The organism is Candidatus Colwellia aromaticivorans, assembly GCF_003333305.1.
GTDB classification, from domain to species: domain Bacteria; phylum Pseudomonadota; class Gammaproteobacteria; order Enterobacterales; family Alteromonadaceae; genus Colwellia; species Colwellia aromaticivorans.
Genome location: NZ_QOLD01000050.1, coordinates 21153 through 36180, shown reverse-complemented (window position 1 = coordinate 36180; position 15028 = coordinate 21153). Strand labels below are relative to the sequence as shown.

Sequence of the window (15028 nt, the reverse complement as noted above, 5' to 3'; positions counted from 1 at the left end):
TATCAAATAGATAAAATTTTTTATTTGGCGGTATAAAATGGTGTGATTGTGGTAACATCATCGATAAATTTTTACATTAATAATTCACTATGTTTAAAATATTAATTCTTTTACTTCTTGTTATTACAAGTCTTTTACCTTTTACAGCCATAGAAGCGGTAGAGGTTAAGGACTTGTACCAAGCCAGTGTTACCATAAATTCTCGAAATAACACTGACAGAGCCATCGCTTTAAAAGAAGCACTAGCGGCAGTAATGGTAAAAGTAGGCGGCAACAAAAGTGTATTAGATAACAAAATCATCAAAAAAGCGTTGATTGATTATCAACGTTATTTAAACCAATATCGCTATCAGTTTGATACTATCCACACAATAAAACCGATAGTAGATAATCAAACACAAACCAAACAATTATTCTTATTAGCTAGCTTTAATGAAGATAAAATAAATCAATTATTCCAGCAAGCTAACCTTGCATTATGGGGAAGTTTACGGCCCCAAGTTTTACTGTGGTTAGTTGATGAAGATGGCTTGGTTCGCACTATCATGTCTAATTCTACAGATTCTAGCCTACCTTTTATGGTTAATAACTTCTCTGCTCAACGAGGTCTACCTATTATGATGCCGTTGATGGATTTAACGGATGCTAGTCAAATAACGCTAAGTGATATTTGGGGGCGTTTTGAACAACCGGTTAGAAAAGCTTCTAGTAGGTATCTTGCTGAAGCTATCGTGGTCATGAGGATATCAAACTCAAGCTTACTGGCTGTTGAACCGGAAACCAACAATGATGCTAGCTCGAGTAATTGCGGGTTATTATGTACTCAAACATCATTGAAAGAACAAGGCTATACACTGGATTGGAGTTTGTTAGGATGGGGCCTAAAAGGTGATCAGAAAAGGTTTAGTCAACAATACAAAGGTAGTGAACGACAAAAGTTATTACAACAAGGCTTAGCTGATATAACTGAATTGATTTACCAATATTATGCTTTATCAACAACGAGTAACAATAATTTTATGATTGAAGTAGCTAATATAGACTCGTTAGCTACTTATGTTGATGTCTTTGACTTTTTAACTAATTTGTCTGCAGTTAAGTCAGTTACTTTACTGAGAGCAGAAGGTGCTTCAAGACGTTTTAATTTACAACTTTTAGGTTCTTCAGAAGCGTTAGTTGCGTCATTAAAACTGAATAAACAGCTTAAACAGTTTATAGATCCACTGGCTAGAATTAACACGACTACACTGAATAATGAAGCAGACGAAATAGCCGTACCCATTTTTTATTGGGGCAATTGATGAAAAACACCTCACAATTAACATTGTCGGTTCAATTACCCGATGATGAAACCTTTAGCAGTTATTTGAGTGAATCTAATCATTTGGTAGTGAGTCAATTAACACTATTTATTGAGCAAAGCCAAGTGCCTAAACCCAATCAACCAAATAGTTTTTATTTATTTGGTTTAACGGGGGTAGGAAAATCTCATCTATTGCATGCATGTAGTGCTTATGCTGCGAAATTAAATAAAACCTCAGTTTGTTTATCTTGTGCTGAATTACTTTTACTCTCAGTGGAAGTCTTAGATGGATTAGAACAAATTGATGTCATTTGTTTAGATGATATCCAACTTATTTCCGGCAACAAAGTTTGGCAACAAGCTATTTTTGATTTGTACAACCGAGTAATAGAACACAATAATTGTCTATTAATTAGCGGCGATCAAAGTGCCACCCAGTTAGGGCTTAGTTTACCTGATTTAGTTTCTCGTTTAAGTTGGGGATTAACAGAGCAGGTTAAACCGCTTGATGATGATGAAAAAGTTACTGCACTACAATATCGTGCTTCTAAGCGTGGTTTAACTTTGAGTAGAGAAGCAGCCAGCTTTTTACTTAATCGTTTATCGCGTGAAATGGGAAATTTGATTGCCTCGCTTGATATACTTGATAAAGCATCAATAAGAGAGCAACGTAAAATAACCATTCCTTTTATTAAAGATGTTTTAAATTTATCCTCATGATACTTCAAGATGCGCGTTTCAGGACGATTGAGCGATTGATGATCAAGTCGCTTGTTTTTATTAAGGGTTGTTCCCTTAAAAAAAGGAGCAACGATGAGCGTGATTTGCTCATACGTCCCCATAGGGCTGGTTTAGAAACGCTTTATGCTACGTTATTGATTTCGACAATGGCGCTACATGGATGTAGCTTATTAGAGAATGCAGGAGCATATTCTCCTGAACAACCATTCTCTTCAATCAAAGCCTTGCCTAAAGGCGTTTCTAAATCCAGCTGAATCCGGCATATTGAAGTAACATGGGTATAACTTAACCCTTTATAGTGAGTGCATAATGAACACAGTAATTGTTGATAAAAAGTTGGTTATACCATCGAAAGTCATTTGTATTGGGCGTAATTATGTTGATCATATTACTGAGTTAGGTAATGAAGTTCCTGATGAAATGGTGGTGTTTTTAAAGCCTAACTCAGCTATTTCAACACAGTTACAGTCTTTTCACCAAGAAGTGTTACATTATGAAGCTGAGTTATGCTTTCTATATCAGCAAGGTAAATTTAGTGCTGTTGCGGTAGGGTTAGATTTAACAAAGCGCACGCTACAAGCAAAATTGAAAACAAAAGGCTTACCATGGGAACGTGCTAAGGCTTTTAATGGCGCGGCTGTTTTTAGCGATTTTGTTCTTATAGATGAAGTAGATAATAGTCTGAGTTTAACCTTAGCAATCGATGGCAATATCATTCAAGCCGGTGGTGTTAAATTAATGATGGTTAAACCGGCAGAAATTTTAACTCAGCTACAAGATTTTATTGATCTTGAAGATGGAGATATTGTTATGACCGGCACACCTAAAGGGGTGGGGCAGATAGTGAGTGGAAGTCAATTTATTGGTAAAGTCATTTGCCAAGGTAGAACACTCGTTTCTGCTACTTGGTTAGCGAATTAACTGTCACTTAAGCATCAATTAATGACTTGAGTGACGGCTTCTTCTTTTGGCTTACTTGGATCAAAGCGTCTTATTTGTACTATCATGCCAATATAAGGGTGGTCAAAATAATGTATTTCGCCAGTGATTGCCCGTTTGTTTTGACTAAAATTAATAAGTTTTACCCTGGTTTTGTTAGTCGTATTACTAGTGCTTTTATCTAGGGATTGATCGAGAATATTAAAATCCGCAGTGATATAAAGATAGTGATCCAAGTGTACTTTAAATACGCCATCTAAAAACCAAGGCTGTAGCGGCTCTACTGGAGGCTTACTTATGGTAAAAGGCTTGTTTTCGTCAATATTAGATTCATTTATTGCAATTAATTCTTCAAATTCTTGTCGTTCAAGATCGCCAATTAAATTATTGATATTGACACTATCTATGGTTTCTAACTCATTAAATACCTGCATTAATTGTTGTTGCTTAATTTCAGCATAATTATTCTTATTTTGCTCTATTTGAGCCGTTGAACCATCAATTTCTTGTTGCTCTACATTACCTGACTGTTGGAAAGCTAATTGTTGTAAAATTAATTGCTCTGCCTGTTTAGCTGCATCAAGCGCGGACTGATGTTCGTTCGATGCTTGCTGATATTGGTAGTCAAGGTGCTTTCCCGCAAACAATTTAATAGGTATGGCTTTATCTCGGGTAACACCTATTTGTCGCCAGCCTAAGTGCAATAAGGGCTTAAACTCTTTGCTCCACTGTAAGCGTTGTTTTATGTCTGCTAATAATAATGATTCATTAGCGATCAGGTAAGGGTTATCACTAATATGTACACCTGAAGCATTAAGTTGAACTGGCAGAGTTTCGATGTCGAAAGCATTTAACTGAAAGTTAGCAAGTTGCTCATCAGTAAATAGGTTTTCAATATCTTTTCGGCTAATAACACAGATATTTTGAGTTGAAAACAGCGGGCTCGCCAGTTCTTTTTGTAGATTAAAGGCAAGCTCTCTGTGTTGAGCTATTGTTAATGAGTCATCATTATTTTCGAGGATACTTTCAGGTGTTTTTTGTGCATCGTTTTTAATAATAACAGTTTCAAGTTCAGCATCGTTTGCAGTTATATCTGTTTTTTGAGCACCTTGTTGGTCAACCGCTTTATTTTCAGTTGTGAACTCAGACATTTTGAAACTATCTATATGCTCAATTGCTTTGATAGCATCGGGAAAAGGTGTTTTAATTCTCGGTAGTGAGTCAATAAAGGTATGCTGTACTTCATTCTCATCACATCGGGGAGTAAATTGCTTTATGCGAGTTAAATTTGGTTGTAAGTACGGTGTCAATAAGTCAAAATATTTTTTGTATTGAGGTAAATTTGTTGAACTAACACGGTCAGGGAATTGTTCTTTTAATACTTTCTTATCACTTATCTGCTTAAATAAAATAACTTCTACTTCAAACCAGCGTTCAGGCGCTTCAGTTTGAGTTGCTAATACACTGCTGCTGACACTCGCACAGAGCAGTGATATATAAAGTGATGAGAAAAACCTGACTCTAAGTTTCATTAACTATCCATTCGTTAGGGTTGATAAAAATTCTTGTACTTCCTGCTTTAATTCTTCGCTACTGATGTTCTGCGCAGCTGAGTTTGCCATAGTTGCGTATTCTAATGCTTTACTGCTTTCTTCAAACTCTTGCTGTCTTTGAGCCATCGCTAAATAAACAGAAGCAATGAAAGTTTCAAGTTTTAACTTTTCAGCAACACTTAAGGCTATTTGATAAATGTCCATTGCTTGATCGCCATCGTCAGTAAAGTCAGCGAGCGCTTCCCATTGTAATGGATGATCTTTTGGAGAGTTTTGATTGTTCGCACACAGTTTTTGTAATTCGCCACAGGCACTGTTTCTCGCATCGTTGTCATCTTTTTCTGATGCATTAGCAATGTTTTGACAAATGTTGAGAATCTCATTGTATAAAGGAGCTTTCATTTTGTTTCCAAATTAAATAAAGGTCAATAGAGTCTTTTGACTTTTCATGCTGAAAAATAATCAGCAAAGTTCAATACGCCCTAATATTAATGTAAATTATTGTGTCATTGTATCGCATAATATTGCAAGTGCGTGATATATTAGGTGCTTAATTTTTTAGTTAGCTAAACTTCAAACAACCCCCCATAGGTCTCTCTTATGCTATGTGTCATTTATAAAAGTGCTAAAAAAGCGCAAACGTACCTTTTTGTTAAAACCCGTGATGATTTCTCTTCGGTACCGGAAGAGTTAATGACAATGTTTGGCACGCCAATTTTAGTTACATTAACGAATCTGGCGACCAAAACAAAACTTGCCTTTGCTGATTTAGAAAAAGTGAAGACGAACTTAAATGAGCAAGGATACTATTTGCAATTACCACCTCCGCCAGAAAATTTATTAAAGCAACATAAAATCCAAATGGACAACGAAACTCAAGGAGAGTAGTTTTATGCTAAAAGTACACACGCTTTTATTTGCCTTACTTGCATTAAATGTTTCATTCATTTTCACAAGTACACTACAAGCTAAAGAACTGACAAAAATTGGTTTTGAGCAATATGTTGTTGAGTTAAAAGCTGAGGCATTAACAAAGGGGTTTACACAAAGCCTAATTGATACCAGTTTTGCAAAGGTTAAATTTCATAAGCGGGCGGTATCCGCAGATCGAAAACAACCAGAAAAAGTTGAAACCTTAGATACGTATTTACCTAAACGTGTCCCCAACTGGAAAGTAAAAAAAGCCCGTACGTTATATAAGCGGCATCAAGAAATATTGACTGAAATAGGCAATGAATACGGCGTGCAACCACGTTTTATTGTGGCCTTATGGGGACTAGAAACCAATTTTGGTAAATTCACCGGGGGTTATAATGTTGTTTCGGCTTTATCTACTTTGGCGTATGAAGGGCGTCGAGAAGTTTTTTTTAAAAAGCAATTATGGGCCGCATTAACCATATTGAAGCAAGGGCATATTGATAGTGTTGATATGAAAGGTTCGTGGGCTGGCGCTATGGGACAAAACCAGTTTATGCCAACGTCATTTTTAGCTTATGCGGTTGATGGTGATGGAGATGGGAAAAAAGATATCTGGCATAACCAAGTAGATATTTTTGCTTCAATGGCAAATTATTTAAAACAAGAAGGGTGGAATGATGAATTAACGTGGGGACGTCAGGTTAAGTTACCACTAAATTTTGACATAACCTTAGCTATCCCCAAAAATACCGGCAGCCGTAAAAATTGGTTAAAAGCGTGGAGTAACACTGAAAAAACACTAGCTCAGTGGCAGGCGCTTGGTATTCGTCGTACCGATGGCACTAATTTACCTAATGTTGATATTAAAGCGGCGTTGGTTTTTCCTGATGATGAGAGTGGCCGAGCTTATTTAGCCTATGATAATTACAAAAGTCTTATGCATTGGAATTTATCTTATTATTTTGTTAGCTCAGTTGGTCACTTATCTGATCGCATTAAATTTCCTCCTATTCGCTAATTGATAAATTTGAAGAGAAGCTTGAAAAAAACATGAACAAAAACGATACACACATTGTGCCTTTTTGGCAAAGTAAAACGCTAGCTGAAATGTCTCGAAATGAGTGGGAATCATTATGTGATGGTTGTGCTAAATGCTGTTTAAATAAATTTATTGATGACGAAGATACTGATGAACAAACAGAATTACAGCCAACAAATCATCTTAAAGCAGGTGAGCAAGTGCATTATTCAAGTATTGCTTGTTATCTGCTGAATGAAAAAACATGTCAATGTAGCCAATATGACAAACGAACTACGTTAGTGCCCGATTGTGTTAGATTGACGCAAGACAACTTAGCGGACGTTTTTTTTATGCCGCCAAGTTGTACTTATCGACGATTGCAAGAAGGTCGAGGTATGCCATCTTGGCACCCGTTACTGCATAAAGGGAAGAAGTCAGCTATGCATAAAGCTGGCATGTCAATACGTGGGAAAATAGTTAAAGATGATGATGTTGCACTGGAAGACTTTGAAGATTATATCGTTTCTTGGCCTTTAAACGACATCGATTAACGTTCACTCAATACTAAATTATTTATTAACTTCGAAATTATTTATGAATCCCCAACAACAAAGTCTGCTGTATTTACATAGCGCTGTTTTACTTTTTGGTGGCACTGCGCTTTTTTCAAAGCTCATTGGTTTACCGGCACTTGATATTACTGTTTACCGTACCGCAGTTGCTGCAATTGTTTTATTTATTTTACTAACATTGCAAAAACAAAAGGTAACGCTGGCTAGCGCTAAAGACTATGGAATTGCTTTACTACTTGGCATAGTAGTGGGAATTCATTGGGTTACTTATTTTGCGAGCATGCAAATGGCGGGTGTCACTATTGGCATTATTGCTTTTTTTACTTACCCCGTTATTACTGTCTTTTTAGAGCCGCTGTTAGCCCGTTTTATTAGTAAGAATAAAAAAAGCAGTAAACCAAAACTAAAAGACATCTTTATTGCCCTTGTTGTAATGTTTGGGATTTTCCTATTAATACCGGAAATTAGTTTAGGTAATCAAGTTACTTTAGGTATTGCTACGGGGATTTTTTCCGCATTTTTTTTCGCATTAAGAAATATCCTTCATAAAAACTATTTTAGTCACTATTCTGGGCCACATACTATGTTGTACCAAACTTTAGTGGCTTGTTTGATGTTATGTTTATTTGTGGAAGTTCCACCAATGGATGTTACTGATAATGACTGGCTACTTATTTTATTGGTAGGTGTGGTTTTTACTGCAATGCCGCACGCCTTATTTGCATCATCTTTACGTCATTTGTCGGCAACAACTGCGGGGCTTATTTCTTGTTTGCAACCTTTATACGGTAGCGTGTTGGCATTTCTGTTATTAAGTGAACGGGTGAACATGTGGACAATTATTGGCGGGCTTTTAGTGATCAGTGCAGCACTATTTGAAACGTGGTCAGTTAGTCGAGGGCGATAATTTGTTCATATAAAGCACAACTTATTTTATATTTTAAGTAACTGTTTAAATAGAATCTAAAGAAAGGGTACTTAGTATGTAAAGTAGGCCTAGTACTTAGTATGTAAAGGAAGGTCCTTTAGTATGTAAAGTAAGGTTATTTCTATATTTATATTTAAAATTAACGCTATAAGTGGTAAAACATTAGATAGTCTGGTTAATTTATTTTATTTCTCAACTGTTTAAATCAAAGGTGTTTTATGAACATTGGAATTCCCAAAGAGTCATTAGGCGGTGAAAATCGTGTCTCCGGCTCACCAAGCTCTGTTAGTGCACTAATTAAGCTAGGTTTTACGGTACAAGTGCAAAAAGGTGCGGGTGCTAAAGCAAGCTTTACTGACGACGAATATAGTGCCAGTGATGCTGAAATTGTTACCAAAAATATCTGTTGGCAAAGTGACATTATTTTAAAAGTAAATCCGCCAACATTAGAAGAAGTAGCTTCTATGAAAGATGGAGCAACACTTGTTAGCTTTATCGCACCAGCACAAAGTCCTGAATTACTTGAAGCGCTTAAAGATAAGTCAATCACGACGTTAGCCATGGAAATGGTTCCACGTATGACTCGTTCTCAATCAATGGATGCGTTGAGCTCAATGGCTAACATTGCAGGTTATCGTGCGGTTATTGAAGCTTCTAACCTGTTTGGTCGTTTTTTTACCGGACAAATAACAGCTGCGGGTAAAATGCCACCAGCTAAAGTGATGGTAATTGGTGCTGGGGTTGCAGGCTTAGCCGCAATTGGTACCGCTGGCAGTTTAGGTGCAATTGTAAGAGCATTTGATACGCGCCCTGAAGTAAAAGAGCAAATCGAAAGTATGGGCGCTGAATTTCTTGAGCTTGACTACGAAGAGCCTGAAGATACAGGCTCTGGCGATGGTTACGCGAAAGAAATGAGTAAAGCGTTTATTGATGCTGAAATGGCGCTGTTTTTAGAGCAAGCCAAAGACGTCGATATTATTATTACTACCGCCATGATCCCAGGTAAACCAGCACCTAAGTTGATTACTGAAGAAATGGTTGAAGCAATGAAACCAGGTAGCGTTATTGTGGATTTAGCTGCAGCTGGTGGTGGTAACTGTGATTGTACAGTCCCAGGAAAAGTTGTTAGTGCGCATGATGTTAAAGTGATTGGTTACACTGATTTGGTATCTCGTTTGCCTAATCAATCTTCACAACTTTATTCAAATAACCTAGTAAATTTAGCTAAGTTACTATGTAAAAATAAAGATGGAACCCTTGATATAGATTTTGAAGATGTCGTCATTCGTAATATGACAGTGGTTAAAGAGGGTGAAATTACTTTCCCACCACCGCCTATTCAAGTCAGTGCAGCGCCTGCTCAAAAAGCAGCTGAACCAGTAGAAGTTGTTGAAGAAGAGCCTGCTTCGCCAGTTAAAAAATACGCCTTTATGGCGGTAGGAATTGCATTATTTGGCTGGGTGGCCAGTGTTGCTCCTGCAGATTTCCTTACTCACTTTACTGTCTTTGTACTTGCTTGTGTTATTGGCTATTACGTGGTTTGGAACGTCAGTCACTCTTTGCATACACCTTTAATGAGTGTAACCAATGCTATTTCTGGCATTATTATTGTTGGTGCTTTATTGCAAATAGGCTCAGATAATATGCTCGTACAGATACTCGCCGCCTTTGCGACATTAGTGGCCACTATCAACATTGTCGGTGGCTTCAGAGTCACTAGTCGTATGTTAAAAATGTTTAGTAAGTAGGGGGTAGCATGGAATCTACACAAATAGCGTCTAACGGTTTTATAAGTGCAGCATATATAGTTTCTGCCTTACTTTTTGTTTTTAGTTTGGCTGGTTTAAGCAAGCAAGAAACAGCTCAGCGTGGTAATTTATTCGGTATGGTAGGTATGGCTATCGCTTTACTTGCTACGATTATTGATCCGCGTGTTTCTAATGTTGTTGTTATTATCATTGCCATGGTTGTCGGTTCAGGTATCGGGCTTAGATTAGCTGATAAAGTAGAAATGACACAAATGCCTGAGCTTGTAGCAATATTGCATAGTTTTGTTGGTCTAGCTGCAGTTTTAGTTGGTTTTAATAGTTATTTCGATGCAGGGCATAGTGTTGTGGTGACGGCCGCTGAGCATACTGCAATGAACATTCACTTAAGTGAAATTTTCATCGGAGTATTTATTGGTGCAGTGACGTTTACCGGCTCTATTGTCGCTTTTGCGAAACTACGTGGCACGATAAGCTCTAGTGCGTTGATGTTACCTCATCGTCATAAAATGAATTTAGCCGCAGGTGTTATCAGTTTTCTATTGCTACTGGCTTTTGTGAATAATGATGGTTTAAGTACACCATTGTTCTTAATGACCATTATTGCGCTTGTCTTTGGTTGGCATTTGGTTGCTTCAATTGGCGGTGCTGATATGCCGGTTGTTGTTTCTATGTTGAACTCGTATTCAGGTTGGGCTGCTGCTGCGGCTGGTTTTATGTTAAGTAATGATTTACTTATTATTACGGGTGCTTTAGTAGGCTCATCAGGTGCTATTTTATCTTACATCATGTGTAAGGCGATGAATCGCTCTTTCATTAGTGTTATTGCTGGTGGCTTTGGCACAGATGTAGTGATTGATAATGATAAAGACTACGGCGAGCACACTGAAATAAATGCTGAAGCGGTTGCTGACACATTACGTGGCGCAAAATCTGTGGTTATCGCCCCAGGTTACGGCATGGCTGTTGCACAAGCGCAATACCCTGTTTATGAACTGACTCAACAGCTAATGAATAAAGGTATCAAAGTTCGTTTTGCTATCCATCCGGTGGCGGGTCGTTTACCTGGACATATGAACGTGTTATTGGCTGAAGCAAAAGTACCATACGATATTGTTTTAGGTATGGATGAGATTAATGACGACTTCCCAGAGACTGATGTAGTTTTGGTTATTGGTGCTAACGATACAGTTAATCCAGCAGCAAATGATGATCCTAATAGCCCAATTGCAGGTATGCCTGTATTGGAAGTTTGGAATGCCAAAGAAGTTATCGTTTTTAAACGCTCAATGAGCACTGGTTATGCTGGTGTACAAAATCCATTGTTCTTTAAAGATAATACTCAAATGTTGTTTGGTGATGCGAAAGAGACAACAGAGCAAATATTTAGGGCTTTATAACAAACGCCATAGATGATTTGTGAAAAATAAAAGCCTCAACAATCAATAATTGTTGAGGCTTTTTTGTTAATAGTTTAACTTATACCAATTACATTAATTAACTTCCCAAATTAAGCCAATCTCTAAAGCATATATTTTTCACACGATTTATATCACTTCTGAAGCTATTCAATGCATCACTACAAGACTCAACAATATCGTCATAATCCTTAAAACATTTATTCGCTAATTCATTTTGTCGTAACCATTGCCATACTTGCTCAATTGGATTTAACTCTGGCGAATAAGCCGGCAATTTGATAATGCTAACATTATCAAATTCATCAACAATATTCTCTGTATGCCAACCCGCTCCATCCATTATGACAACACTGTGCCTTCCTGTTTGAAGTGGTCAAGTAATATTGGCCACGCGTTTGCTACTCAATTAGAACTCGTTCATAAGTTCGCATTTAATTCTTTAAAAGTGATTTTCATTGTTGACAAGGGGGAGTCCACATAAGCTACATCCATGTAGCGCCATTGTAGCAATCAATAACGCAGTATAAACGTTTCGAAACTAGCCTTTTAGGGACGAATGAGTAAAACATGTTCGTCGTTGCATCTATTTTTAAGGGCGCTACATGGATGTAGCTTATTAGAGAATGCAGGAGCATATTCTCCTGAACAACCATTAATAAAAAGATACGCCTTGATCATGATTTTCTCAGGCATCCTGAAACTCGCATCTTGAGGTAGTTTGGGTATAGGTATATAATCCGCCTCTTTATTTTTATTTGTTCTTTTAGGTGACGTATGAGTGTTGATGCAATTGGTTTATCGGCTGATTTATTAAAAGCGGTTAAAGCGTGTGGTTACAAAAATTTAACGCCAATTCAGCAGCAAGCTATTCCGATGATCCGGTCAGGCGCTGACTTATTAGCAAGTGCTCAAACGGGTACAGGGAAAACGGCGGCTTTTAGTTTGCCTATTCTAGATGCCTTAGCAAAGAATACTGCTCAAGGACAAACCATTAAAGCACTTGTACTTACACCTACACGTGAGTTAGCGGCACAAGTAGCTGATAATATGACAGCATATAGTCAGTTTTTACCACTGAAAATAGGTGTGGTTTATGGTGGCGGTAAAATGTCATCTCAAACTAACTTATTAAAACAAGGTCTTGATGTATTAGTTGCAACACCAGGACGACTAATTGAGCACTTAGCTTTACGTAATGTCGATTTATCACAAGTAAAGCATCTCGTATTAGATGAAGCTGATCGTATGCTTGATATGGGCTTTTTAACTGACATTGAAAAATTGATGGAAGCAATGAAGCATAAACACCAAACCCTGATGTTTTCAGCAACGTATTCTAATAAAGTAAAGTCTTTAGCTAATCAACTATTAACTACACCAAAAGTTGTAGGCGTGGCAAAACAAAACTCCACTTCTGGTAAGGTGAAACAGTCAGTTTACTGGGTTAGTGAAGCAAGAAAGCGAGAATTATTATCTGAATTAATTGGTGTTAATAATTGGCAGCAGGTGCTTGTTTTTGCGGGTACAAAAGAAAGTGCCAATATTCTTGCTAAAGAATTGAAGCTTGATGGCATAAAAGCGGCACTTTGTCATGGCGATAAAACGCAAGGCGCTCGTAATAAAGCACTAACGGACTTTAGAGAAGGCAATGTTCGTGTGTTAGTTGCAACAGATGTTGCAGCGCGTGGATTAGATATTGATAACTTACCTTTTGTTGTTAATTTTCATTTACCATTTTTAGCTGAAGATTATATTCATCGTGTTGGCCGTACAGGTCGAGCAGGAAAGTCAGGTACTGCTATCTCTTTAGTTAGTCCAAAAGACGAAAAGTTTTTAGAAAACATCGAAGCGCTTATTGAAAGAAAATTTGAACGTATTATTGTGCCAGGTTATGAATTAAAGCGGGATGAAGCTCTAGAGTATCAACAAGTTACAGAAAAGCGTGCCAGTAAAAACCGCTATCGTGCTAGCCAAGAAAAAAACCAAAATATAGCGAAAAAAAACGCTAAGAAAGCTGTGTCTTCACGGGCTTCAGGTAATAAGTACAATTCAAAAATCAAGAAAAAGCGTTAGTGAAGAAAAAGTTAACGACCCAACAAGCAGCATCAAATGCTGCTTTGTTAGCTATAACGTCTGAAACGCCCTTTGATAAAAGGCACGATTGTTGGTTTTGCGGTGAGCCTAACCAATATGTATTTAATTACAGCAATACTATCGAATATAAAGTTTCAGAAAGTAGAACTATTCCAAAGTTATCGCTACCAAGTTGTAAAGAGTGTTATCAAGTCGCTAAAAGCTCTTTAACAAAAGCTAAATATGAAGGTCATTATTATTCTATTTGGACTATAAAAGCACAGGTTAAACAGTATTTAATACACCATCACCGCAAAGATCTAGCTATTGGCATTAATTGGACTAAAGCAGAGCTAGAAGAAAGTGGTTTTGAAGAGGGAAATTTTGCAGGCTTCCAACGAAGTGCTTGGTTTATGTTTGAACTAGCGAGAGCTAGGGTCAATTATGTTAGTTGGCCGCTTATTGTTGATGGAATTACGGTACTTGATGAGTATCAGGAGCAGAGTTTTAATTTTGACGATGTTGTTTATCCAAATATTGAACAAGCAATGCAGCATTACGCAGATACCTTGTCGTTAAGTCTTGATTATTTTCGCTCAGTTTTAGAATTATTAGGCGATAATAATTTTGCTAAAGCAGTTAGATTTTGCCGATTATTAGTTGCGGCTAATGCTTTTGAACGACAACAGGCACTACGTCAGTTACGTTTAGATGTAACACAACTTAACGTTAGCAAATCAAACCACACTTAAGCGCTTTGATACATTCATTTTCTGACGATATAAAGCCTGATCTGGCCGTTCAATTAAACTATGCTCATTATCAGCCCTATTCATGAAAGTAGTGCCTAAACTGCAACTTACTTGGTATTTGGCTAATAACACATTAGTTTTTAAAGCGTTATGAATTCTACTTTGGATAATACCTAACGCATCTTCACTTGCATGTTCTACTATAATAGCAAACTCATCGCCGCCAAAACGAAAAGTGCTATCGGAATCACGAATACAAGAGCGAAGTATATTAGCAAATTGTTTTAATACTTGATCGCCAGTGCTATGGCCATAAGTATCATTGATGGCTTTAAACTTATTTAAATCACCTAACACCAAACCTACTTGGGCATGATTACGGTTAGCATTATGCATAGCGCGTTTTAATTGTTCATCAAAATAACGACGATTTCCTAATCCAGTAAGCCCATCGTGCATTGCAAGCTGTAGAGCTTGGTGATATTGCAAAGCATTCTTTAATGGGTATAGGATTATTTGATGAATGCGTTGTAAGTCTTTATCATGATTCATACTTATAGGGCTATTAATACCGTAGCTTAATGTACCAATAAATTCATTATTGAGTTTTAATTCAAATTGACGTTCATGCTTGGCTTTACTGCTTCCTCGTAAGGTTTTACTCACTGTTTGGCTTTTAAAATACAAACCACAAAAATTGACATAGCGCGCCGCTTCCATAGCAATAATATCAAGTAACTTGTCTAAATCTAGAGTCGTTTGCATTTGTTCTAGTAAACTAGAGTGATTTTTACCATATGCGTTGGAACTGTTTTTTAATGCGTTAAACGCATTAAATGCATTGAACGATGATGCTGGATTATCAAGTATATTCAATGTTTGCATACTTGCGCTTCTCTATATAGTAGCCTTGTCAATGTGATAGAAAACTATTTATTGACGGTCATATTAGTTTATTACTTTATGCCTATATCTAAGCAAAAACTGTTCCAAATTGTAAACAGCATTAATATATAACGGTTACTATTTGATTCTTAGCTT

At 37.1% G+C, this 15028-nt stretch carries 15 protein-coding genes and 1 pseudogene; 12 read left to right on the top strand and 4 right to left on the bottom strand.

Features of this window, described 5'->3' with window-relative positions:
• Positions 1–89: 89 nt before the first annotated feature.
• The 4 genes from DWA31_RS07350 (at position 90) to DWA31_RS07335 (ending at position 2965) form a co-directional block, all read left to right on the top strand.
• Positions 90–1301, top strand: a complete 1212-nt coding sequence (locus tag DWA31_RS07350; RefSeq protein ID WP_114325955.1) for a DUF2066 domain-containing protein — start codon at positions 90–92, stop codon at positions 1299–1301.
• Positions 1301–2023, top strand: coding sequence for a DnaA regulatory inactivator Hda (gene hda, locus DWA31_RS07345; RefSeq protein ID WP_114325954.1), 723 nt, complete (start codon positions 1301–1303; stop codon positions 2021–2023). The genes DWA31_RS07350 and hda overlap by 1 nt, the downstream gene beginning before the upstream one ends.
• 104 nt (positions 2024–2127) lie before the next feature.
• Positions 2128–2298 (top strand): hypothetical protein, encoded by a 171-nt coding sequence (locus DWA31_RS07340; protein WP_168427306.1) that lies wholly within the window; start codon positions 2128–2130, stop codon positions 2296–2298.
• Between the two features lie 55 nt (positions 2299–2353).
• Positions 2354–2965 (top strand): fumarylacetoacetate hydrolase family protein, encoded by a 612-nt coding sequence (locus DWA31_RS07335; protein ID WP_114325953.1) that lies wholly within the window; start codon positions 2354–2356, stop codon positions 2963–2965.
• Positions 2966–2979: 14 nt separating this feature from the next.
• On the opposite strand, the gene DWA31_RS07330 is transcribed toward DWA31_RS07335, so the two are convergent.
• Together DWA31_RS07330 and DWA31_RS07325 are read right to left on the bottom strand one after the other, a co-directional pair.
• Positions 2980–4515 (bottom strand): CsiV family protein, encoded by a 1536-nt coding sequence (locus tag DWA31_RS07330; RefSeq protein WP_114325952.1) that lies wholly within the window; start codon positions 4513–4515, stop codon positions 2980–2982.
• A 3-nt stretch (positions 4516–4518) separates the two neighbouring features.
• Positions 4519–4938 (bottom strand): hypothetical protein, encoded by a 420-nt coding sequence (locus DWA31_RS07325; RefSeq protein ID WP_114325951.1) that lies wholly within the window; start codon positions 4936–4938, stop codon positions 4519–4521.
• 198 nt (positions 4939–5136) lie between these two features.
• Between DWA31_RS07325 and DWA31_RS07320 the strand changes: the two genes are divergently transcribed.
• The 6 genes from DWA31_RS07320 to pntB all read left to right on the top strand — a co-directional run bounded on the left by DWA31_RS07320 (position 5137) and on the right by pntB (position 11141).
• Positions 5137–5424, top strand: a complete 288-nt coding sequence (locus DWA31_RS07320) for a YcgL domain-containing protein (RefSeq protein ID WP_114325950.1) — start codon at positions 5137–5139, stop codon at positions 5422–5424.
• A gap of 4 nt (positions 5425–5428) precedes the next feature.
• Positions 5429–6472: a lytic murein transglycosylase gene (locus DWA31_RS07315; RefSeq protein ID WP_114325949.1), complete on the top strand. Its 1044-nt coding sequence runs from the start codon at positions 5429–5431 to the stop codon at positions 6470–6472.
• 32 nt (positions 6473–6504) lie between these two features.
• Complete coding sequence (locus DWA31_RS07310) at positions 6505–7026, top strand: YcgN family cysteine cluster protein (protein ID WP_114325948.1); 522 nt, start codon at positions 6505–6507, stop codon at positions 7024–7026.
• A 43-nt stretch (positions 7027–7069) separates the two neighbouring features.
• A complete protein-coding gene (locus DWA31_RS07305) occupies positions 7070–7954 on the top strand; it encodes a DMT family transporter (protein WP_114325947.1) in 885 nt (294 codons plus the stop codon).
• A 239-nt stretch (positions 7955–8193) separates the two neighbouring features.
• Positions 8194–9723: a Re/Si-specific NAD(P)(+) transhydrogenase subunit alpha gene (locus DWA31_RS07300; protein ID WP_114325946.1), complete on the top strand. Its 1530-nt coding sequence runs from the start codon at positions 8194–8196 to the stop codon at positions 9721–9723.
• An 8-nt stretch (positions 9724–9731) separates the two neighbouring features.
• On the top strand, positions 9732–11141 hold the full coding sequence (pntB, locus tag DWA31_RS07295; protein ID WP_114325945.1) for a Re/Si-specific NAD(P)(+) transhydrogenase subunit beta: 1410 nt from the start codon (positions 9732–9734) through the stop codon (positions 11139–11141).
• Between the two features lie 97 nt (positions 11142–11238).
• On the opposite strand, the pseudogene DWA31_RS07290 reads toward pntB, so the two are convergent.
• Positions 11239–11523 (bottom strand): annotated as a pseudogene (locus DWA31_RS07290) (transposase); the annotation flags it as partial.
• 413 nt (positions 11524–11936) lie between these two features.
• Here DWA31_RS07290 and DWA31_RS07285 point away from each other — a divergent pair.
• Both DWA31_RS07285 and DWA31_RS07280 read left to right on the top strand, forming a co-directional pair.
• Entirely contained in the window at positions 11937–13235 is a 1299-nt protein-coding gene (locus tag DWA31_RS07285; protein ID WP_114325944.1) for a DEAD/DEAH box helicase, read from the top strand.
• Positions 13235–13987 carry a hypothetical protein gene (locus DWA31_RS07280; RefSeq protein ID WP_245942535.1) on the top strand — a complete coding sequence of 251 codons (753 nt, stop codon included), beginning with the start codon at positions 13235–13237 and terminating at the stop codon, positions 13985–13987. The genes DWA31_RS07285 and DWA31_RS07280 overlap by 1 nt, the downstream gene beginning before the upstream one ends.
• Here the strand turns inward: DWA31_RS07280 and DWA31_RS07275 are convergent.
• Complete coding sequence (locus DWA31_RS07275) at positions 13973–14872, bottom strand: GGDEF domain-containing protein (protein ID WP_114325943.1); 900 nt, start codon at positions 14870–14872, stop codon at positions 13973–13975. The two genes, DWA31_RS07280 and DWA31_RS07275, sit on opposite strands and share 15 nt — an antisense overlap.
• Between the last annotated feature and the right edge of the window lie 156 nt (positions 14873–15028).